The sequence below is a fragment of the Candidatus Magnetominusculus dajiuhuensis genome (assembly GCF_046044395.1).
Classification (GTDB): domain Bacteria; phylum Nitrospirota; class Thermodesulfovibrionia; order Thermodesulfovibrionales; family Magnetobacteriaceae; genus Magnetominusculus; species Magnetominusculus dajiuhuensis.
Genome location: NZ_JBJUSG010000059.1, coordinates 1 through 20666, shown reverse-complemented (window position 1 = coordinate 20666; position 20666 = coordinate 1). Strand labels below are relative to the sequence as shown.

Annotated in this window: 20 protein-coding genes; 6 read left to right on the top strand and 14 right to left on the bottom strand. The window is 46.4% G+C overall.

Features of this window, described 5'->3' with window-relative positions; translation table 11 throughout:
* Positions 1 to 92: 92 nt before the first annotated feature.
* The 8 genes from AB7D94_RS09440 to AB7D94_RS09405 form a co-directional block, all read right to left on the bottom strand.
* Positions 93 to 1964: a hypothetical protein gene (locus AB7D94_RS09440; protein ID WP_420265574.1), complete on the bottom strand. Its 1872-nt coding sequence runs from the start codon at positions 1962 to 1964 to the stop codon at positions 93 to 95.
* A 418-nt stretch (positions 1965 to 2382) separates the two neighbouring features.
* A complete protein-coding gene (locus AB7D94_RS09435) occupies positions 2383 to 4011 on the bottom strand; it encodes a hypothetical protein (RefSeq protein WP_420265573.1) in 1629 nt (542 codons plus the stop codon).
* Positions 4008 to 5684 (bottom strand): ArnT family glycosyltransferase, encoded by a 1677-nt coding sequence (locus tag AB7D94_RS09430; protein ID WP_420265572.1) that lies wholly within the window; start codon positions 5682 to 5684, stop codon positions 4008 to 4010. Before AB7D94_RS09430 ends, AB7D94_RS09435 begins: the two co-directional genes overlap by 4 nt.
* Positions 5685 to 5742: 58 nt before the next feature.
* Entirely contained in the window at positions 5743 to 6270 is a 528-nt protein-coding gene (locus tag AB7D94_RS09425; RefSeq protein WP_420265571.1) for a hypothetical protein, read from the bottom strand.
* Positions 6270 to 7862 (bottom strand): sulfate reduction electron transfer complex DsrMKJOP subunit DsrK, encoded by a 1593-nt coding sequence (gene dsrK, locus AB7D94_RS09420; RefSeq protein WP_420265570.1) that lies wholly within the window; start codon positions 7860 to 7862, stop codon positions 6270 to 6272. The genes AB7D94_RS09425 and dsrK overlap by 1 nt, the downstream gene beginning before the upstream one ends.
* A gap of 14 nt (positions 7863 to 7876) precedes the next feature.
* Positions 7877 to 8644: a respiratory nitrate reductase subunit gamma gene (locus tag AB7D94_RS09415; RefSeq protein ID WP_420265569.1), complete on the bottom strand. Its 768-nt coding sequence runs from the start codon at positions 8642 to 8644 to the stop codon at positions 7877 to 7879.
* Between the two features lie 163 nt (positions 8645 to 8807).
* Complete coding sequence (locus AB7D94_RS09410) at positions 8808 to 9143, bottom strand: TusE/DsrC/DsvC family sulfur relay protein (RefSeq protein ID WP_420265568.1); 336 nt, start codon at positions 9141 to 9143, stop codon at positions 8808 to 8810.
* A gap of 182 nt (positions 9144 to 9325) precedes the next feature.
* Entirely contained in the window at positions 9326 to 9715 is a 390-nt protein-coding gene (locus tag AB7D94_RS09405) for a hypothetical protein (protein ID WP_420265567.1), read from the bottom strand.
* Positions 9716 to 9916: 201 nt separating this feature from the next.
* Between AB7D94_RS09405 and AB7D94_RS09400 the strand changes: the two genes are divergently transcribed.
* From AB7D94_RS09400 to AB7D94_RS09385, 4 genes are all read left to right on the top strand, one after another.
* Positions 9917 to 10258, top strand: coding sequence for a phage holin family protein (locus tag AB7D94_RS09400; protein ID WP_420265566.1), 342 nt, complete (start codon positions 9917 to 9919; stop codon positions 10256 to 10258).
* Between the two features lie 114 nt (positions 10259 to 10372).
* Positions 10373 to 12286, top strand: a complete 1914-nt coding sequence (gene thrS, locus AB7D94_RS09395; RefSeq protein WP_420265576.1) for a threonine--tRNA ligase — start codon at positions 10373 to 10375, stop codon at positions 12284 to 12286.
* 4 nt (positions 12287 to 12290) lie between these two features.
* Complete coding sequence (gene infC / locus AB7D94_RS09390) at positions 12291 to 12785, top strand: translation initiation factor IF-3 (protein ID WP_420265575.1); 495 nt, start codon at positions 12291 to 12293, stop codon at positions 12783 to 12785.
* A 114-nt stretch (positions 12786 to 12899) separates the two neighbouring features.
* Positions 12900 to 13262 carry a c(7)-type cytochrome triheme domain-containing protein gene (locus AB7D94_RS09385; protein WP_420265565.1) on the top strand — a complete coding sequence of 121 codons (363 nt, stop codon included), beginning with the start codon at positions 12900 to 12902 and terminating at the stop codon, positions 13260 to 13262.
* Between the two features lie 265 nt (positions 13263 to 13527).
* On the opposite strand, the gene AB7D94_RS09380 is transcribed toward AB7D94_RS09385, so the two are convergent.
* The 5 genes from AB7D94_RS09380 to AB7D94_RS09360 form a co-directional block, all read right to left on the bottom strand.
* Positions 13528 to 14445, bottom strand: coding sequence for a branched-chain amino acid transaminase (locus tag AB7D94_RS09380; protein WP_420265564.1), 918 nt, complete (start codon positions 14443 to 14445; stop codon positions 13528 to 13530).
* Between the two features lie 107 nt (positions 14446 to 14552).
* Complete coding sequence (locus AB7D94_RS09375; protein WP_420265563.1) at positions 14553 to 14957, bottom strand: hypothetical protein; 405 nt, start codon at positions 14955 to 14957, stop codon at positions 14553 to 14555.
* A gap of 13 nt (positions 14958 to 14970) precedes the next feature.
* Entirely contained in the window at positions 14971 to 15510 is a 540-nt protein-coding gene (locus tag AB7D94_RS09370; protein ID WP_420265562.1) for a type IV pilin protein, read from the bottom strand.
* Between the two features lie 33 nt (positions 15511 to 15543).
* The gene (locus AB7D94_RS09365; RefSeq protein ID WP_420265561.1) at positions 15544 to 15837 is read right to left on the bottom strand and encodes a hypothetical protein; all 294 of its coding nucleotides are present in this window, start codon (positions 15835 to 15837) and stop codon (positions 15544 to 15546) included.
* Positions 15838 to 15869: 32 nt separating this feature from the next.
* Positions 15870 to 17579: a response regulator gene (locus AB7D94_RS09360; protein ID WP_420265559.1), complete on the bottom strand. Its 1710-nt coding sequence runs from the start codon at positions 17577 to 17579 to the stop codon at positions 15870 to 15872.
* A 60-nt stretch (positions 17580 to 17639) separates the two neighbouring features.
* On the opposite strand from AB7D94_RS09360, the gene AB7D94_RS09355 reads away from it, so the two are divergent.
* Positions 17640 to 17942, top strand: coding sequence for a 6-phosphofructokinase (locus AB7D94_RS09355; protein WP_420265558.1), 303 nt, complete (start codon positions 17640 to 17642; stop codon positions 17940 to 17942).
* A 27-nt stretch (positions 17943 to 17969) separates the two neighbouring features.
* Here the strand turns inward: AB7D94_RS09355 and AB7D94_RS09350 are convergent, their stop codons facing one another.
* Positions 17970 to 18815: a septal ring lytic transglycosylase RlpA family protein gene (locus AB7D94_RS09350; RefSeq protein WP_420265557.1), complete on the bottom strand. Its 846-nt coding sequence runs from the start codon at positions 18813 to 18815 to the stop codon at positions 17970 to 17972.
* A 564-nt stretch (positions 18816 to 19379) separates the two neighbouring features.
* On the opposite strand from AB7D94_RS09350, the gene AB7D94_RS09345 reads away from it, so the two are divergent.
* Positions 19380 to 20288 carry a LysR substrate-binding domain-containing protein gene (locus tag AB7D94_RS09345; protein ID WP_420265556.1) on the top strand — a complete coding sequence of 303 codons (909 nt, stop codon included), beginning with the start codon at positions 19380 to 19382 and terminating at the stop codon, positions 20286 to 20288.
* Positions 20289 to 20666: the final 378 nt, after the last annotated feature.

The following is a 20666-nucleotide window of genomic DNA, read 5'->3' as shown; positions in this document are numbered from 1 at the left end:
TAGGACATTTCTACTTTGGTAGAATAGGACATTTCTATTTTGGTATTACAGAAAAAGAATTGGAGTGTCGTACCAACGCTTCCATTGTACCATCATTGCCTTAATACCTTAAAGAATTCCACTCTTATATTTTTATCAAAAAAACCAGGATATGGCGTTGTTATGGCAAATTCATTGACCGAGTCTGCTGCGGCGTTATTTACGAAGGGATTCAGACTGATTCCATCTACCGCATTGAAACAAAATTTGTACCTTATTGCCGGAACTCCATCGCTATAAAATTGTATGTAAATGCTCGGTGCCCTGTATAAAACCCTGATAATCTCACCTATGATGTTATATCTGACATACACCCTCGCAAACATATAATATTGATCGTATACGTTGAAGGGTATCTTGCCGCCAAGCGGCGCTGACACGGAGGCAACAGCTTCCTGCACTACAGGCTCAATATTGTCTCTTCTCTTTAGAACCCAGAAGATGCCGTCTTTGTCGGCGACGCTGTAATCGGTGAGTATTTTTCTGTACGTGGCAGGCTCAAAAAGTACCGCGCTCTTTTTGTCAAACCCCACAGAGGCAAATAACAAAAACTCAGGGGCACCAGGTTTGCTCAAAAACCTCTCGTTTAATTGATCAAGATAAGCCGTATACGCAGAGTAAGACTGGAATATGGGACGTGGATGCCAATTCAACCCGTAATACCAGGATAGGACCGCGTCAACGGTAAATATATCAACTGTATGGCCTTTGAGCAGCTCCAATGTCGAAGGACTCAGGGCATAATATGCCGACAGCCGTTGCCTGCTCATCTCGTAGGGCACTGAGGGGCTTTTATCCCTGATAAAGCCGACGGCGATTTCTATCTGGCTTCTCTTAAATATAAGCGTGTGTTTTATTGAAGCAGCCTTTGGGTGAAATTCATACAGAGGCAAGGCAACGAGCAGGATGGAAGCCGCGAGGGCCGCGTATTTAATTCCATGTTCTTTATCGGTTATATCAGTTTCGTCGGCCTTTTTAATATAATAAAGAGTAAAAACCATTCCCCACGTCGCAAAAAAATCCCACTCAAACATAGAACCATTACCAACGCTATGCTTATAACTTATGAAGAGTAACCCGATGGATAGGGAAAGATAATATATATCGTTATGATTATTTCTTATAATACTTCGGAAAAGAAATGCTCCATAGGCCATCCACGCGAATATGGCGGCAAAGAACTTCCACCCCGGGCCGTCAACCGCCATTGCGTCAACATACCCGTCGGCTATCGCCCATGAATTATAGAAAAACGCGGCTATCGCCCCTACCCCACCTATCAGGATTAATCCCGAGACAACTGCAAATGCCAAATAAAGCGTAAGGGCAAACACGGCCTCCTTGTACCTCTTTTCTAAGGCAAGCAATGCGATAAATGTTATAAACATAAAACACACGGCTATTGCAAAGGAAAACTTGACATAACAAAACAGCGCTGCTATCAATGCAATCACCGCAAGGAGCGGTATGTTTTTTTCTTTTTTTATTATGTATCCATATGCGAATAAAAATAGATAAAAATAATTATAAGACTCACTCGGCCTGCCATACTCTTCAAGTATGCCCTGCGCGGCCACAACAATGGCCGCTGCCGCGTAAAACGTATCCCAAAGCCCTGCCCTGCATCTCTTTAGAAAGTAATAAACCGCTCCCCAAAACAGCAGGTGCGTGACCATAGTATATAACAGCGTATGCAGCCATAACCCCCTGTCTATGTATATAGGGCATGTGAGATAACCCAGCGGGCCGTATGTAAAGACGATGTCTTTGCCAAAGACAAGGCCGTTTAACTTTGCCTGATGAATCGCAAATTGCCATGAATCGTCAATGCTGCCAGACAGTGTCTTAATGAGAATGGGCAGCGACGACAAGACCGCAATCATTGTTACAATAAATCGCGCCAAATTGCTATTTATTTTTTTCATGTGTCAGTCTAACACCTGTGGATTCTCTGTGTCAAAATATTTATGACGACTTTGTCTGTGTATTTCACGAGCCTCTTCCAACTTCTGATTACGTAAAGAAAATATCTCCATTTCTCGTCCCTCCAACTTATCATTCGGAGTTACGTATCCAGGCGCGCGGTGGAGACGCACATTGTTGTAATACTCAACGTATCCAACTACTAACCGGCGGGCAATCCAATCTGTGATGGCTTGCTATTGCAACGGCTCAATAGCCCTGCCACAAAAAACACACGATAAACGCTTGATGGGCTTACCGCTACTATGTCGGCATCCATCATCATGTACGTCAATCTCCGGTATCCATCGTGTGGATATTCCTTAAAAAGGCAATTATCGCCTCCTTTTCCCACTCCTCAAGCCAAAAGCCGCGTTTCATTTACTGTTTTATCAGGTACTCCTGCACCAGCAACTGCCTCGTTGTGCCGCTGACATATAACTGAATAAACCCAAAGCCTCGCGGGTTTGAGAGAAAATCCTGCCACTGCTTGTCGCCGGCAAAACGTGAATCGCTGTGGAGTGCCTCAGAAAGCACTATCATGTTGATTCCATTTGACTTTAAAAACTGATAAAACCCCGTGTTTTTGCTCCAGTCGGCAATCCAGCCGTAATTGCGGCCAAGATAATAGGCAATTCCCCCTTCGGCCTCCAGCATGTTCACTGGTTTTGATATGTTGAGCGCCCGGATGAATTTTATCGTCTCCACGTTTTGTAATTGTCCATTGTTGGATGTATAGTTAAAGTATGGATTTGGGCTACTGTAAGGTGTCAGCAGGACAAACAACAGGGCATATGAAATGGCTGCGTTTTTCTGAATTGGTTGGGGGGCCTTCAAACTAAAAACAACCGCCGCCACAAAGGCCGCAAAAACCCCCACTATCAGCGCGTAATGGTAGCGCGGATATATTATTACCAAAGAAATCAGAGACGGCGCTACGATAAACGATGAACACAGTATGATCATCTTAGATTCGTTAAAATTCTCTCTGAAATTTCGGACTAACCGTTTTCGGAAGTAAAAACCCGCCACAATTAACAGGGCGGCAAGCACATAACCCTCCATAACGAATTTCGCGCCCGTACGCGACGGCAGAATAACATTAAAGTGCATTAAGAACACCCCAAAAACGGTATGAACAAGCCCGACAATGTTATACCCGGCGTGTTTAATGAACGCTGATGGGTTTATTATAAATGCCCCGGCAACACTATGGGCATCGCCGAAGGGTTCTCTGACTATCGTCTCCCAATCAAGCCATGGGTTTTTATCTGTGTGTTGCCACTTGCTCAGGTTGAGGGAAAAATGTTGGCCGAAGGCATTCCACGAGCGGTTATTTTCCCCGGAAACCGGCACCCCGAAAATTGTAAAGAGTGATAAACTCATCACCGCCAATAAAATCAACGCGGGCAGTTCCTCTCTCCACAACATCACGCGTCTCTTTAATATGGCATAAACGATATAAAACCCGATGAACATGACATACGACATGAAAAACTCCGGTCTGGCATAAGACATGAGCAGGGTTCCCCCTGCTAAAAACAACGCCGACTTAGAATTGGACGGGATATGCCTTTTTATCGTAAACAGAGCTAAGGCTATTACGATGGCAAAATGTGACGGCTTTGGCCATACAGACAGATTACCGAAGGAGATGAGATAAAAAAACGTTACAACCAGCGATACAACCATAGGCGTGCGATAAGTCCTCATGAGGCAATATAATAACACGGCGGGGGCAATCGCCATAATCCTGTAGTTCAGATAGTAGAGTTTGATATTGTCTTTGACAAACAGGGAAAGAACCCAATACCATGCCTTATATAGGGGGCCTGAGTCAGGCGGTGGAATCCCCAAAGAGGCAAGCATAACGCCCTTGTACAAATAAACACTCTCGTCATACAACCCTATGTCCAAAAACCGCTCCAGGCCATAGGTCAACTTTATACCGGCAAGTACTACGGCAAAGACCATCGCTATGTCGGCAAGTCTTGCTTGGGAGGGATTCATGGTTCTATGATATAAAATGGGTAATTGGCGTAACTAAATTCGTAGTATTTCTTTAGCACCGGCGTCTTGCCATTTAATATATCGGTCGAGAACTGCCCGCCTTTTACCAATAACAGGTACGCGATAGCAAAGCCACCCCCTTGCGAGGCGTCCTGTGCAGCGCCGGAGTGGATTACACCAGCCTCTGCGATCTTATAGTTTTTAGATACATAATCCCATGAGCTTCGCGACATGGCCTCAGGCAGGGAATTATTATAGATGAAGATGTATTTTGAGTTAAATTTTTTCTCGAATTGTTTTACATCCTCCTCTTGCGCTGGAAGGGGGAAACAAAACCTCTCGGCAAAATAACAGACGGCAAGTTTTTGAGCCGAGGCCGAGACCAAAAATCTGTCTGTACTGTTCGTATGTGATTTTATATATTCGCCCGCTATGTCGGTGCCGGGAAACTGTCTGTCATATTGGCGCATGGTGCTGTCTTTTACCGCGTACAGGCTCAAAAGAAGTATCAGAAACGAGGTATATTTTAAATGCCTTATTTTTATTATGGACGTAAACAGATAATGAAAGGCGAAGGCCATAGAAAACGCCGCCAGATATACGTAAGGCATTTGGTAGTAGTTGTGCTGATAGAAATACAGACTAAATATCATCATATAAACGACGAATGAACCCAAATATGAAAGGAAAAAGCCCCTCGTCCGCCCTTTTTTTACGAATAATAGGGCGAGCAGCCCCAAAAATATGGCCGCGCCCAACGGCACAGAGTAGTTGTCCTGCCAGAAGGCCATTATAGTGGCACCGTTGGTTTGCCAGTATTGAAGCGTAAACGGGTCAAACGGCCTGATATTGTGCAGTGACCCCTCAGTCAGGGACTCATTTACGTTTGTAAGTTTCGTTATCCAGATGTAAAGCGGCAGGACTAAGATAACTAAAAACCCAACGTATGGCCTGAAATGCATTGATTTAATATCGTCTAAAGTGCGACTGTAAGGAACTAAGGGCAGCACGGCAAGTGTCGGCACTAAAAATGAGAGCTTCAAAAGCCCGATAAGGGCCGCGGATATTCCCACATACAGGGCATTGGCAACGCCGGAGTCCTCAGACCATTTGATAAAATAATAATAAAACACGAGCAGGAGAAATAAACACGGGCTCTCCGGCTGGATATTCCTGCCAAAAAACACATTAAGCGGCATAATGGCCATAAACCCCGCCGTAACGAGTGAGAGTACCTCGTCGCCGGTGATTTTTTTCGTAACCGCGTAAGACAGGGGTATCGTCCCAAGGGAAAACAGAATAATCTGCAGGCGCATCGTCCAGAAACTAACGCCGAATATCTTCCAGAGCACCACCCCGATATAAGGTATCAGTGGAAACTGCGGGTATTCCTCATAATAAGGGATGTCCTTGTCTGCCGATTGGAAAAACACCTCCCTGTGAATGGAGATGCCCTTGTTGTAAAAATTCAGCGCCTCGCTCAGGTGCTGGTTTTCCTTTAGATTATGCAGCCCAATGCTGACATAGTCCATATGGTATGCCCGCAGAGAAAACCCGTAAACGATAAACACTAATAAGAGTATCTTTACGTAATGTGCCCTAAAAAATGCCGCAGAGGCATTTTCCTTTACGGCCACCACCTGTTTAACCGCATGTCTTGTCTTTTTTGCCATAAGGATGTAATCAGGGGTGAAGGGGGTTACCCCCCTTCGTCTTTAATCCCTGTACGTATTAGTAAGTTATCTTTCGGATATTTGCGTTTTCGTGGCACTTATTGCAGAACTGGCCAGCAGCGGGATGGCAGCCGGAACAGGTGGCTATGGTCTCCTTGCCGCTTATAATCGCCTCGTCATGGGTGGTCTTCCATGTTTCTATGGGTGAGTGGCTTGGTGGGGGTGGAATCCCAGGTGCCGGCATCTCTAACGCCAGTACATCCTTGTATGACTTGCCAACCAGGACGGCCGCTACTCCCACGTATTCGTGGCATTTATTACAGAATTTGTCGGGGTTGTTATGGCAAGGAAGGCAGTTGGCCTCCTTTACCTTTCCCTTGCTTATCAAGGTCATGTGATTGCTGGCTATCTTGTCCTTAACGTGATACCAGGGAAATATATGAATACCCTCAGGCACCTGCAGGGCTGACTCTCCTTTGGCACCGACTGCGGGCATCTCCGGCCTTTCACATCCGGCGGCAACAATCGCAAACACCGCAAGCAGCACTACCAATATAACTCTATACCTCAAGACTCTCTCTACCATTATACACTCTCCTTAGCGCCAAGCACTATGGCTCTGCCTACAAGCTGATGAATTCCGCCGACTTCCTCCATGGCAATGCCATACTCAGGGAACATCTTGCTCAACTGCGCCTTGCATATTGCGCATATCAGGGCTACAAAGTTAACACCGCTCTCGCGTTTGGCGTAATGGTATGCCTGCATCCTCGGCATCGCCCCCTTTACCCTTGTGGCCATCATGTCGTCGCCAAGCAGTCCCTGTCCGGCGCCGCAGCAGAATGTCCTTTCTCTTATCGTCTCTGCCGGCATGTCCACGAACTTTTCACAGACCCCGCGTATAACATCCCTGGGAATATCAAACTGCCCGTTCGGCACTCCGCCCAACTCCATCCCCCTTGCCACCTGGCATGAGTCGTGCATCGTTACGATAAACTCCTCGTTGGCCGACTTGTCTATCTTCAGCGCGCCACGTTTTAGCAGGTCAAGGGTAACTTCACATATATGCTGCGGCCTCATGTACTTTTGGTCGAGATAATCAAACGGCCCCCACATAGTGTTGCTGAAGCTGCTCAGCACCCTCCACATGTGCCCGCATTCGCCGCCCACCACACGCCTGACCTTTAACGCCCTGGCGGCCTCCCATATCCTCTTGTTTATCTTTTTCATGTGCTCATAGTTATGTGCAAACATGCCGAAGTTCCCACCCTCTGAGGCATGGGTACTCATCGTCCAGCTTATGCCGGCCTGATGAAACACCTTCGCGTATCCATAGAGGGATTCAATATGCGGAGAGGCAAAAAAGTCCGCGCTCGGCGTGACAAACAACACCTCCGCCCCTTCCACATCAATTGGGATCTTTATATCCTCCAAGCCAGTCTCTTCCTGAAGTTCCTCCTGAACGAACTCAAGGGCGTTTATGATGGCGTTTTGCTGCATCCCGAGATTGTTCCCGATAGTCTGCGCCTTAAAGATAATCTCGTGCATATACTTCTGGACAATTCCTACGCTGTTTAAGATTTCCCTCGCGGCCATCGTTATCTCAGCCGTGTCTATGCCGTATGGGCAAAAAACCGAACAGCGCCTGCACTCCGAACACTGGTAGAAATACGTGTACCACATGACAAGCAGCTCCTCGGAGAGGTCAGAGCCGTTTACAAACCTGCTGCCGAAGAGTTTTCCTGGCAGTGTGAAATATCTCCTGTAAACCTTGCGCATAAGCTCCTGTCTCGCCACGGGCATGTTGAGAGGGTCGCCCGTACCAAGATAATAGTGGCACTTGTCAACGCACGCCCCGCACTTTACACAAATGTCCATGTAGAGCCTTACCGAGCGGTACTTCTTGAGTATCTCATCCATCTTCCTGAGGAAAACCTCTTTCCAGTTCGGTACTAATCCACCGGCGGGGTACCCAAGATGCTCCAGCATCTCTTTGGCCGTCAACAACTGGGGTTTTACGCTCAACATGGAGTTTGGGTCGAGGTCCGGTATGTCTATTTCACCGGTGAGCTTGGGCGCCTTGACTTTTATTTTAGAAAACTTCAGTTGTTCCTGTATCCTTTCATTGGCCTCGCAGGCTTCGTTACACTGCCCCTCGGCCGTCTTTCCCTCTGCCATTATAATACCTCCGTCTATCCTTTATCCCAGGGATTAATATACCTGACTTCTCTGGCGTTGTTTATCATGTTTCTGGTCGGACTGAAGAAGTAACCCCCGGCGTGCATCAGCTTACTAAATGGGAAATACAGGAGCAACAACGCCACCAGACTTAAATGGGTTATGAATAAAGCATTGCCTGGGGCGTGATGCGGGTGCATTATCATAACAAGAAAAGGCGTCTTCAACTCCATTAGCTCAAGCATAAACGCCTTTATCTCGGCGATGTTTGGCCTGAACTGCTCATAGTGCAGCATTATCCCGCTTTGAACGATTCCCATAATTAACAAAAGTACGAAGTAATCGGCAAACGAGGTAATATAGCTTACCTTTCTGTCTATAAACCTTCTGAAAAGGAGAACAATAAGCGCCATCATCAACAAAGAAGCAATAGCCAGCACGCCATTGCCGAGAGCTATTATAAACCCGGGAACCGGATTAACGAAATATCTCAGGTGCCTTATGATCACCAGTAAAAACGTAAAATGAAACACCCATCCCGCAATAAAAAGCAGTGTGGTGCCTTTGGCCAGGCTCCTGAAGAAAAACACATCCCCTGCCATCCTCATCATCACGCCCGGCAGGGTGGTTGGCTGAGGAGTCTGCGGTATCTTTAACGGTTGAGGGGTCTTATAGTATCCAAAATATATCTTACACAAGAACCCGGCAACAAAAACCAGGCAGGCCGCATAAACTATCCCACTGACATACATGTCAATCATGAATCTTATACCATTCATCATACCATTCATCATTCCGCCCGTTGAGCCGCTTGCGTTACGGCCCTCTTTATATTCCTTAGATATTGCACAAACTGGAAACGCCTAGTAGAAACTACCAGGCGTCCATTATCCTCTGCCAATGTTCGGCACGGACTTTTCGCCCTCACCGAAAAAAAAGCTTACTTTATACGCAGCCCGTAGGCTTAGGAAGTCCGGCATACCTACACGCCTGCTTCGCCGGGCCATCTGGAAATAACTGATAGAGATACTTGGTGTTGCCCTTGTCGGCCCCCATCGTCTTCTTTATCTCTTTCACCAGAATCTTGATCATCGGAGCTATCTGGTACTGCTGATAGTACGACCTTAAAAAGTTGATTACTTCCCAGTGGGGTTCAGAAAGATCAAGATTGTCTTCCTTAGACAACATCTTCGCCAAATCCTCTGACCAATCGTTCAGGTTTGTCAGATAACCGTCCTCGTCAAGCTCGATCTTCTTTCCTGCACAGTCAATTGTACGCATATTCATCCTCCTGTTGTGTTATAAATTAATCTTCGGGAAACTCCCTTTCTGTTCGATTATCTCTTCTGCTTTCAATAACCTTACAAAGTTAATATACCTGACGCCCTATCGTCAAATAAATTTTATTAATAAGTTTATCAATAAATTTTATTAAGCCCGTCATTCCTCGTTCTACAGACGTTTTATTCGGTTTGCTGATTTTTCAGCTTGACAAAAATCATATTCACTATCCTGTCTTTCGGGTTGCTGCTCACGGCCTTTGATGACAGGGTGTGGTCATTTTCTCTGTAGACGACAAATTTTTCCTCAAAGTCCTTTTCAGACTCCAGGGACTGGGCAAGGTCCCAGTCTTCATTACACGCATAGGCCAAGGCATCCATAAATGCCTCCCCCATGTTTTTTCTCGTCGGGTCATACGAAAAAACCGCCCCACAGCCGCATGTCCCGCCCGAAAAATACCCCAGTATTGTTGACACCTCACGCGGCCGCTCAAACAGCGTCCTGCAAAAAGGACATCGCGGCTCCGTAAGCACACTCTTGTCTTCTCTTATATGCTGCCCGTATTTTCCCATCGTCAATATTATATTAACTAGCCTTTTTTGTCAAATTTCCGCCAAAAAAGATTAAGGGATTAAGAGATTAACGACGAAGGGGGATAATCCCCCTTCACCCCGTAAATCTTGCCACGTTTTGTCTATCGCGTTTGGGCTGCCGCCCGTTGGCGGCTTCAGTACTCCTTGCATTATGTCCAGCTTTAGTGTTACCATCACGTAATGACTCATCTGCTGGTATCATGGATAATCATGACAGCCTCGGTGTTAGTGGCCGCGTATGTGCTGCCCGGTGTGCGGGTGGGGAGTTTTGGGAGCGCCCTGGTGGTTGCCATTGCAATCGGGGTTTTAAACGCCGTCCTCAGGCCGGTTTTGATTATTTTGACCTTGCCGCTGACTATTTTGACATTAGGGCTTTTTATACTGGTCATTAATGCGATAATTGTCATGATTGTGGGTAGTATCGTCAAGGGCTTTGAGGTAAAAGGGTTTTTTACGGCCGTCTTGTTTAGTGTTATACTTTCCATCGCCCACTGGATACTGCAAAATGTCATTCACGCATAGGCACGTATAGTTCCCATGAATATTTTTAATTTCGCGGTATTGAAATCTTCCCCCCATATAGGTTATTATCTTGTGGGTTGTTATCTTGTATGAATTTAAAGAGAGGTGGAAAGTATCGTAATTAACATCGCAGGTGAGGCAATACAGCGGGATGGCGGCCAGGGCGCAGACGACATCCTTAAGAGGCTTAAGAAGGTGAATGCCTTAGCCCTGAAAAGCGCGGAGGGCTATTTGTTTGACATCTCCTCGCTGGCTGAGCTGGCCGGGGTAAAAGACGCCGCGGAATTCACCGCAGTCACCATAGACTCACCGGAAGGTCTCGCAATCTGCCGCCACAGCGTGTCTCATATAATGGCCCATGTCGTAAAAGACCTCTATCCCGCCGCAAAGGTGACAATCGGGCCATCCACAGAGGATGGTTTTTATTATGATTTCGATATTGACACACCATTTACCCCCGATGACCTTTCAGCTATAGAAAAGGCTATGCAAAGGTTAATAAAAAAGAATAACCCGTTCGTTAGAAAGACCATGTCTAAGGCCGACGCGATTAAGTTGTTTCAGGCAATGGGCGAGGGCTATAAGGTAGAAATAATTGAGGCAATTGAGGCCGATGAGGTCAGCCTGTACGAAGAGGGAGGCTTTATTGATCTGTGCCGCGGGCCACATGTGCCGGGTACGGCCTCAGTACGCGCCTTTAAACTGCTTAAAACCGCCGGTGCGTACTGGCGGGGCGACGAAAAAAACAAGATGCTCCAGCGCATATATGGAACCGCCTTTGCCACACAGGAAGATTTAAAACGCCATCTTGAGTTTCTGGAAGAGGTCAAACGCCGCGACCACAGGAGGCTTGGCAAGGAGCTTGACCTGTTCAGCATACACGACGACATCGGCGCGGGCCTTATCCTTTGGCACCCTAGCGGGGCGATGATACGAAAGACCATTGAGGACTTTTGGCGTGAAGAGCACATTAAAGCAGACTATAAACTGCTCTACACCCCGCACATAGCAAAAATAGACCTCTGGAAAAAGAGCGGCCATCTCGACTTTTATAAAGAAAATATGTACACCCCTATGGATATTGACGGCGCTGACTATGAGATTAAACCGATGAACTGCCCGTTTCATATTGCGATTTATAAGAGTGCGTTGAGAAGCTACAGGGATTTACCAATAAAATACGCGGAGCTTGGCACGGTTTACAGGTATGAACGCTCAGGCGTATTACACGGGCTTTTGCGCGTAAGGGGATTTACGCAGGACGACGCGCATATATTTTGCCGTATTGACCAGATAGAAAGTGAAATATTGGATGTCCTGGACTTTACGCTTTTTGTTCTGAGGACGTTTGGATTTGAGAAATATGACGTATATCTGTCCACGAGGCCGGACAAGTATGTGGGGACGCTTGATAATTGGGAGGTTGCCACTGAGGCCCTTAGAAAGGCACTTCAGAAGAAGGGGCTTAAGTATGAGACCGACCCCGGCGAGGGGGTGTTCTATGGCCCGAAGATTGACATAAAGGTGAAGGATTCCCTGAACAGGCAGTGGCAGTGCAGCACCATTCAGGTGGATTTCAATCTTCCTGAGCGTTTCGATGTCACCTATCGTGCCTCAGATGACAAGGAACATATGCCCATAATGATTCACAGGGCGTTGATGGGTTCTCTGGAGCGGTTTTTTGGGATACTCATTGAGCATTACGGCGGGGCATTTCCCCTTTGGCTAGCGCCCGTGCAGGTCTCTGTCCTTACAATATCTGAAAGGCAGGCGGAGTTTGCTAAAGAGACTGCCGCCGCCCTCATGAAGGCCAACATAAGGGTTGAGACCGATTATGGAGATGAGAAAATAGGCTACAAGATCAGGCAGTCGTCGCTGAAGAAAATCCCCTATGCCGTTCTGATAGGAGACAAAGAGATGGAGTCACGCTCACTGACGGTAAGAAAGAGAAATGGCGAGAACGTGGTTTTCGCGGATATGAATAATCTTCTTGATTTTTTACGGGAAGAGATAGAAGGCAGGAGGTAGGGCCATAAATAAAAAAATCAGGATAAACGAACAAATCAAGGTCAACCAGATCAGGTTGATTGACGTAGAAGGCGCTCAGATGGGTATCGTAGCGGTCAGAGACGCCATAAAGTCGGCCAAAGAGAAGGGACTTGATTTGGTTGAGGTTGCGCCAGGGGCGAATCCCCCCGTGTGCAGGATTATGGATTTCGGCAAGTACAAGTATCAGATAAGCAAAAAGCACACGCACAAAAAGACGATTGACGTAAAAGAGGTGAAAATCAGGCCCCGCATATCGGAACACGACCTTGAAAGGAAGATTGGCCAGGTGAAGACGTTTGTGGCGGATGGCAACAAGGCTAAGGTTTCGATGTTTTTCAGAGGGAGGGAAATCGTAAGGCCGGAACATGGAATGGTGGTGTTTGAAAAGATGATGGAACAGCTCGAAGGCCAATGTAATTTTGAGTTGAAACCTAAATTGGATGGAAAAAGTATCATTATGGTCGTTGCCCCTAAATGAATCTATGTTAAAATAGAACCAACCTTTTTAAAAGCGATGGGCCTGTGTTAAGGAGACGCCGTTTTTTTGTCTTGACAACCTGAGGGCTATCCCAATATTATATCTCTTAACGATATGTGTGGAAAGATAAGAGATGTGATAGCGGGCAGTGTGCTTCGGGTGTTCGTAATTTTATTCGTGCCAGCCGTTTTATTTGTGCCAGCCGCTGTGTTTGAATCGGCCTACGCCGTGCCCCCGGGCAAGATACTCGAATGGGAATGCGCAGAGGGCAAGGTTGTCTTTGAAGGCACCAAACATGCCGGCAAGGGGATAAAGTGTACGCAGTGCCACCTGGAGGTATTCAGAATGAGGCACGGGGTGACAAAAATGACTATGAAAGAGATGGACGATGGGGCGTTCTGCGGGGCCTGCCACAACGGTAAGACTTCATTCAGCACATCTGCCGAGAAGCACTGCGCGAAGTGCCATGTTAAGTGAATGCCTATGAAATCAATTCCGGTAGAGGGTTCTCTGGATTCCTGATTTCGCTGGAATGACAGGCTGTGTGTTCAAATGATACGCCATGTGTCCAGTTGTCCCGCCTTGTCTGTCATTCCTGCGAAGGCAGGAATCCAGTTTTTCTAACGGGGTTAACTACACAGGCAACTTAAATAATCGTAACGCCCCACTTGCCAACCAGCCCCATTTGCCAACCAGCGGGATTTGCCAACCAGCGGGATTTGCCAACTGCCAACGTTTAATATTAAATGTAAGTGAGCCAGTCGCGGTACTTGTCAACCTTACCGGCAACCGTGTCAAAGAATATTGATTGGAGTTTTGTGGTTATCTCGCCCGGCTTGCCTTTGCCGATTTTACGATTGTCCACCTCTATGATTGGCGTAATCTCTGCGGCAGTGCCGGAGAAAAATGCCTCGTCCGAGATGTATAGCTCGTCTCTTGTGAACCTCGTCTCGTTGACTTCCAGGCCGTTGTCGGCCGCTATTTTCATAATACTGTCTCTGGTAATGCCTTCAAGTATGGAGGTAAGCGGCGTAGTCTTTAATTTTCCATTTCTCACAATGAAAATGTTTTCACCGGAGCCTTCGGCGACATAACCGTCGGCGTCAAGCATCAGCGCCTCCGCAAATCCCAGCGTTATAGCTTCTTTTTTGGCGAGCTGTGAGTTAATGTAATAGCCCGACACCTTTCCGCGTGACATATTGGAGTTTACGTGGTTTCTGATAAATGACGAGACCTTTACCCGAATGCCGCTTTGTATGGCGTCTTTGCCCAGATAAGAAGCCCCCCACGGGTAGGCGGCCACCGCCACTCTTATCGGGTTGTTCTTGGGGTATAGGCCAATCATCCCGTATCCAATGTAGACAAAAGGCCGGATGTAACACTCCTCAAGTTTGTTTACCTTTACACAATCAACGACGGCATTAACTATCTGCTCCCTTGTGAAGGGTATATGCACCTGAAAGATATGCGCTGAGTCGAATAACCTGTCCACATGCTCCCTGAGCCTGAACACAGCAGGGCCGGAGGCAGTCTTGTAAGCGCGGATTCCCTCAAAGACGCCAAGCCCGTAGTGCAGCGTGTGCGTCATAACGTGAACAGTAGCGTCTTCCCAGTTGACGAACTCGCCGTCCATCCATATTTTTTCGGTCTTTTCTATCACTCGTCTTTTATACCAACAATCGGGTGTCTATGTCAAGTGTAAAGAATAAGTTTTTTTAAAAAAGAAAGGTTAAATAGTCTGAAGCAGCCGCCTCCGGCTAAATAATCTCAGGAACCAATCGTTATTTCGTAATCGGACAGGGATAGAATCATTGATAACTTCTCTTTAAGTCCATGAGTTCTGAATCTGCCGTATGCCTGCGAGTAGCCATTGAAGTGGAGGGTTTTGAGTTCTTCGTCTATTGACCATTTGCCTCCGCCTCCAACGTGCCAGTGTATATCATGTATGTCAAAATGCTTATGTTCGCTGCTGTAGAGGCCGTCAATGCCCCGTTGCTCACAAAAGACCCTGACAATGTCCGCATGATAGGCAGAAAAACCCTTGGGCGACAAGACGATAAACTCATCACCGCGGTATTTATTGAGCAGAACAAACTTCCCCACCCTCTGTGGAGGAGGAGGCTCATTCAACTTCGTCCGGTAATAATAATCGCTGTAATCTATGAATTCCATGTTTGGGCTGCGACTATCGTATGGTTACCATTTGGATTTGGCTGAATATCGGAGACGTGGAGTTCGTCGCGTAGGCAAGGATAACGACGACATTGCTACTAGCCGCGCTTAGAAGAACCTGTCCGTCACCCGGTGATGCAGACACAAACAACGGGCTGCCAGTAAACGCACTGATGTCTCCCTTAAACGTGTGATGGGAGATAAAGTGGGAGATAACCGTGGTCAGTCCGCCGGGAAATACCGGATATGTGCCGACGGCGGCTTGATTGAAGGTAGCGACGCAGGTCTGAGCGGCCGAGACTGAAGCCGAGACCTCAAAGCATCCTTGTGTGCCTGACACATCGGTGATGATAATATATGGCTCACCAGCTACATACCAGTCAAGATACCCCTGCAAGTCAGCAACCGCGCTCACCGCGCTTGACGTGGTTGCCCTCACCTTTGCCTTTTCCCTCTGCCCCAGAAACACCGGCACCGCGATAGCAGTCAACAAACTGATTATCGCAATAACAACCATCAGTTCAACTAACGAAAAACCCCTCATATCTCTCATGCGAACCACCTTAACCATGGAAATTACTTCAAATCACATCTTTTGAACCTTAAACACCGTTATAAGATTCAGCACTTCAAGGAGATGATAGAGCTTGGGTTCCCTGACAAAAAGTTTTAGGTCTACCTTGTTTTCAAAAACGAGCTTCAGCAAATACCCAATGACAGAGGACGTAATTGAAATCGAATCCGGGATTCTCACAGATATGGCACAACCGTCCCCCGTAAGCATTGAGTTGACCACCTGCTTGATTTTCGTATAGTCTTCTATGGTCTTTACATGGCCGCTTATTACGGCCTCGGCATCCGTAGACTTTTCAATTTCCATTTTTCACCGCCTGCTTGACACCATACCGGGTGTCAGAGTATTTTGGCAGGGATTTCCTTTATCAATATGGCCTCGTTTCCCTGCCGGTTATATAATAGACAATCTGAAAGTGTTTTTGCAATTTTAATTCCCCTGCCGGTGAACATATGTTCGTCTATATTAATCCCGCTTATTTTTGCGGCATCGAAACCGCTTCCATCGTCTTTGACAGTGGCGATTAAGAAATCTTTACCGTCCCTCGTATATTGGCCCAATGATACATATATGTCTTTATTCACGTGTTTCTCTCGTTGCAGGAGATAATCGTCGTAAGTGCCCTTAGAGGTCATAGATTGTTTCGCCGCAGAGCCGATGTCGAGGATACCGTGTTCATAGGCATTGACCATCAACTCTGTCAGCGAGCTTATAAAATGGGCAATAAAACCCTTGTCCAGTCCCATGTGAACAAACCTGATGTGTAAATCAGCGGCCATAGAGTCAATATCGGAAAGTCTGCCCTGTGAGGTAAACTCCCCCAGTGTACGCCAGTTTGTGTCAAGGCGCTGTATGAGGATAAACGTAACGTCGTCCTCAGGGGTTGCCGCCTGTTGTGTAAAACTGCTGTAAAGTCCATTTTTAAATGAACAACGCCTGAAATCCTCATCAAGATAGTCCTGATACAGACCACCTTCCTGTCCTGCCTCCGGAGCGGCTAAAGGGCTTTCATTTAAGCCGTCGCTGTATATAAGAATCTTTTCAAACCCCGACATATCGAACGACCCGACAACGGTGTCGTCAAGGTATTTCATAATAGGAAGGTTGTTGCTGTTAATCTTCAGGAGCTGCCCGTTGGATTTGAGCGCCAGAATGGGTGGCATAGAAAATATTGCCGTCTCCAATAACTCGCCGTGAAAATCTATATACGCAAACGCGGCGCATATTATCTCCTCGGCAAGCAGCTCTTTTTTTATAAAACTTGTGTAAGATGTGAGGAACTTTCTGAAGTCGAAATCCCCCCTGGCTATGGCCTCATCTATCAGGTGGTTAATAAATGAGGTGGTCAGGATGGATGTTACCGATGCGGACAGCCCCTTGCCCATTGCGTCGGAGATAAAAAATAAGACCTTACCACCTGTTATCTCCCTGATTGAATAGCTGTCGCCGCTTAATATGTCCAGAGGGACATAGCAAATCTCGGCGTGCCATATAGTTTTTCCCGCATTCGTTTCCAATTTGATGTGATTGAGGTCGTTTCTGATTATTTTTAGTTCCTTCATAAATGCCAGTTCTTGTTGAGTTGAATGGTATTTTTCTCTGTATCGGAGGAGCTGCAGTTCCTGCTGGCGGCTTATCTGTGCAAGATTGTCCAGGACAAAGCCCTGAACGGCGATTTCGACGGCCTTCATCAGATTTTGTATGATTATGGGTTTAGTGATGAATTGATTGACGCCAAGGTTGATTGCCTCAATCAGAAATTCGGTATCCACATAACCGGTTATCATGATAATGGGAACCCTGGTGTCTTTTTCCCTGATGCGTTTGATAAACTCCATGCCGTTTAACTCAGGCATAAGGTAGTCGGTCATAACAATGTCAACCTGATTGTCATCAAACAGCCTGATGCCATTGAGACCGTTATCGGCAACTATGACGGTCTTAAATATCTTGCGAAGCCTCGACGTGAGCCTCACAGATTCCTCATCCTCGACATAGAGCAAGGTCAAATTCCCCGTTATTTCAGTAAAATCTATTATGTCAAACATATATCCCGGTTGATTATAAACTATCATGGAAACAAATGAAAATCGGCAACGGGCGTCAGATTGACACAATCTATAAAATTCCGGTATGTCAGGGAACTAAATTTTGTCGTTATGGGCAAGCTGGACTGTCGTGCCGTTGTCATGGGGCACATCCAGCGCGGTGGAACGCCCGTATTTTTTGACCGTGTGCTGGCAAGCAAGCCCGGCCTGTTCGCCGTTGAGAAACTAATCGGGGGCTGCGACAACGCCATGGCTGGCGAGATCAACAACCAGTGCGTCCTCACCCCGATAGAGGACGCGGTCTATAAGAAAAAAACCGTTGACCCGTTCATGTTAAAGGTGGCCGAGATTTTAGCTATATAGCCACCGATTTCAAATCAACTATATTAACTATCCGGGCAGCTTATAGCTGATATAGTCAGAACTCGCGATGTACTCGTGCGGCATGAAGGTCGGCGAAATGCCCGGGCCAATAAATGGCCTGACCGGTGTGTTGTCGTAAGTGGACATCAACGCCACCATGTTGGCCGCCTTTGACCTGTCAATCTTTGACCTTAGGGCAGAGAGGATAATTGTCCTGTATTGCAGGCCATGTTTACCAGGTCTGTCATAAGAGTTTAGCGCCAATGTCCGGGTGGCTTTTTCCTTGTGAGAGGATACGACATACACAGGTCGGCCCCCGACGATTGATTTTGCTATATAGGTGTGCTTTGCCTGCTGACCTCTGAGCATATGCTTCATAACAGAGGCATTTTTATAATCAAGAAAAGCGGTTTTGCTGAGCCTGTCTGGTAAAGTCTTCATATCGGTTATATCAACATACTTTGTTTTTGGGCCGTCTTTGAGTATATAGTCAATTTTTACGTTTGACACGCCGCTGTTAACAATGCCTATTTCCTTTGCGCATTTATAAGAGAGGTCAATATCCCTTGATTTTACGAAAGGCCCGCGGTCAGTGATCCTGACTTTGGTTGATTTGCCATTTTTGGGATTAGTAACCCTGAGATTTGTGCCGAAAGGGAGCGTTTTATGCGCACCCTGAGATGAGTTCATGTCATAGATGACGCCTGAGGATGTCCTCCTGCCGTGATACTCTTTCCCGTACCACGAGGCAGCGGCATATTTTTTGGCCTCCGAAGGGGCAGCGATCAGTCCAACAACAAGGATTACCACCAGTGAAACCACTAAAACAAATGACATAAAACGACGACTGGATAGGGATGTGTCTTGCTTCATAATAACCTCCGGCATACTCTTTTTTACTCCTATGCTGTGCATTTGAAGGAGCTGCAACTATTGAAACGCAGTTGGAAATAACACGGCTCGCATCCTGATAAAAAATAAATTAACCCACGTTTAGCAACTTAGGTTTCGTGCCGCGATTATGACAGAACCGAACGAGTTCCGGGGCCTACCCACCAAGTCAACCCCTGACGCACCAAGGCAACCCCTGACGCTACTTTTCACCAGAACAAAACCGACGCCCCAAACGTCCACGAATCTGTTTGACCGCTTGACCGCGTAACATAGAGCGTAAATCCATCGTTCTGCTTCCAGCTTGTTTAAGCTCTGCCCCAACCGATTCCATTTTACAACAAAGAAAGATACGTTGTCAAGTGTTTGGCGGCGACTTTTTTTATTAAATTTTTTTATTAACTTATTAATATTTTTTGTGGTACAATAGTGGCGTCATATCGTATTGTTCGGCCTGATGCTCGTGTCAGAAATGGGATGCTTATGTAAGAAGTGGCGTGGGGCGTGGGAGATGGCGATTTGGAAACGTGGGGGTACGCATGAGCGATGGATGATAAATTAAGGGTATTTTGTACAGTTGCGGAGCTGAAGAGTTTTTCGAAGGCCTCTGAGGTAATTCACCTCACTCAGCCGGCTGTCAGCTCTCAGATACAGGTATTAGAGGAGTTTTACAGCACAAAACTCTTCGAACGTACCACAAGCAGCGTCATACTGACGCCTTCGGGGGAGATACTCTACGGGTATGCGAAAAAAATATTATCTTTATACACAGATGCCGAGAGGACCATATGCAAGTTGTCTGGTCTGGTAAAAGGGTCAATTAAAATCGGTGCCACGTCTTTGGTTGGGCACTACATGCTTTCAATAATGCTGGCTGATTTCAGGAAAGTAAGCCCAAAGTTGAAAGTATCTCTAAGCCTTGGGAACTCCAAAAGAATAGTAGAGATGATGAACTCTGCCACAATTGACTTAGGTTTTGTCGAAGGAAATATAAGAGGCCATAGGATAAACGTCGGGAAACTCTACACAGATGAATTGTTTCTTATCGTACCGGCGTGGCATCCATTGGCGAGGTTTGATGATATTTCCATTGAAAAGGTGCGCGATGAGACTTTTATCATAAGAGAGGATGTCTCAAGCACAGGGAAATTGATAGAGGAGTTGTTTTGCAGCTGCAAGACAAACATACAGAGCCTGAAAATCTTTATGGTTTCAGAGAGTATAGAGGCGATAAAAAATGCCATACGCGAAGGGCTGGGCGTTGCGTTTCTGTCTAAACTCTCTGTAAGAAAAGAGATTCTTGACGGGCAGTTAAAGGCCCTGAGGATAAAGAAAAACAGAATCACTCAGGACATCTCCGTAGTCTATGGCAAGAAAAACAACTCATCATACATGGTTGAGGAGTTTCTGGCATTTGCCATGGGCTATAAGTATGACAATATATTTTCAGGTTGATAAAGACAATGGTAGTCTGGTTTACTATCTACGGCTATGGGCATGTGTTAAAAATGAGTGCCGCTTAAAAAACACCTGAGTATTTGCTATAAATTAACAGAACTGTAATATAATGGCAATCGTTCCTTAATATAATTGTAACAGTATTCCCATTACAATACACGCGTGGGTTCAATAATTAGTAAACGTATAATAGTCATGGTGCACTTCTGCGCCCAGGGCAATCGCATTAGAAATTGTCTCCCTTATTTTTGTCATTCCGGCTTGTCTGGAATCTGTCCTTATGCCTCAGAATATGCACAATCATCATGAAACTCACACTAAAGTGACGATTCCGGACAACAGACTGTGTCACAATAGTAAAGCAGCCCCCCCCCC

What these genes read in the sequence shown, in the direction of transcription:
- AB7D94_RS09415 (WP_420265569.1), bottom strand. Translation starts at nt 8,644, where the DNA reads ATGATGAATGGTATAAGATTCATGATTGACATGTATGTCAGTGGGATA.
- AB7D94_RS09425 (WP_420265571.1), bottom strand. Translation starts at nt 6,270, where the DNA reads ATGGTAGAGAGAGTCTTGAGGTATAGAGTTATATTGGTAGTGCTGCTT.
- AB7D94_RS09360 (WP_420265559.1), bottom strand. Translation starts at nt 17,579, where the DNA reads ATGTTTGACATAATAGATTTTACTGAAATAACGGGGAATTTGACCTTG.
- AB7D94_RS09345 (WP_420265556.1), top strand. Translation starts at nt 19,380, where the DNA reads ATGGATGATAAATTAAGGGTATTTTGTACAGTTGCGGAGCTGAAGAGT.
- AB7D94_RS09435 (WP_420265573.1), bottom strand. Translation starts at nt 4,011, where the DNA reads ATGAATCCCTCCCAAGCAAGACTTGCCGACATAGCGATGGTCTTTGCC.
- AB7D94_RS09430 (WP_420265572.1), bottom strand. Translation starts at nt 5,684, where the DNA reads ATGGCAAAAAAGACAAGACATGCGGTTAAACAGGTGGTGGCCGTAAAG.
- AB7D94_RS09405 (WP_420265567.1), bottom strand. Translation starts at nt 9,715, where the DNA reads ATGGGAAAATACGGGCAGCATATAAGAGAAGACAAGAGTGTGCTTACG.
- AB7D94_RS09440 (WP_420265574.1), bottom strand. Translation starts at nt 1,964, where the DNA reads ATGAAAAAAATAAATAGCAATTTGGCGCGATTTATTGTAACAATGATT.
- AB7D94_RS09385 (WP_420265565.1), top strand. Translation starts at nt 12,900, where the DNA reads ATGTGTGGAAAGATAAGAGATGTGATAGCGGGCAGTGTGCTTCGGGTG.
- AB7D94_RS09400 (WP_420265566.1), top strand. Translation starts at nt 9,917, where the DNA reads ATGACTCATCTGCTGGTATCATGGATAATCATGACAGCCTCGGTGTTA.
- AB7D94_RS09375 (WP_420265563.1), bottom strand. Translation starts at nt 14,957, where the DNA reads ATGGAATTCATAGATTACAGCGATTATTATTACCGGACGAAGTTGAAT.
- AB7D94_RS09410 (WP_420265568.1), bottom strand. Translation starts at nt 9,143, where the DNA reads ATGCGTACAATTGACTGTGCAGGAAAGAAGATCGAGCTTGACGAGGAC.
- AB7D94_RS09365 (WP_420265561.1), bottom strand. Translation starts at nt 15,837, where the DNA reads ATGGAAATTGAAAAGTCTACGGATGCCGAGGCCGTAATAAGCGGCCAT.
- AB7D94_RS09370 (WP_420265562.1), bottom strand. Translation starts at nt 15,510, where the DNA reads ATGAGAGATATGAGGGGTTTTTCGTTAGTTGAACTGATGGTTGTTATT.
- AB7D94_RS09350 (WP_420265557.1), bottom strand. Translation starts at nt 18,815, where the DNA reads ATGAAGCAAGACACATCCCTATCCAGTCGTCGTTTTATGTCATTTGTT.
- dsrK (WP_420265570.1), bottom strand. Translation starts at nt 7,862, where the DNA reads ATGGCAGAGGGAAAGACGGCCGAGGGGCAGTGTAACGAAGCCTGCGAG.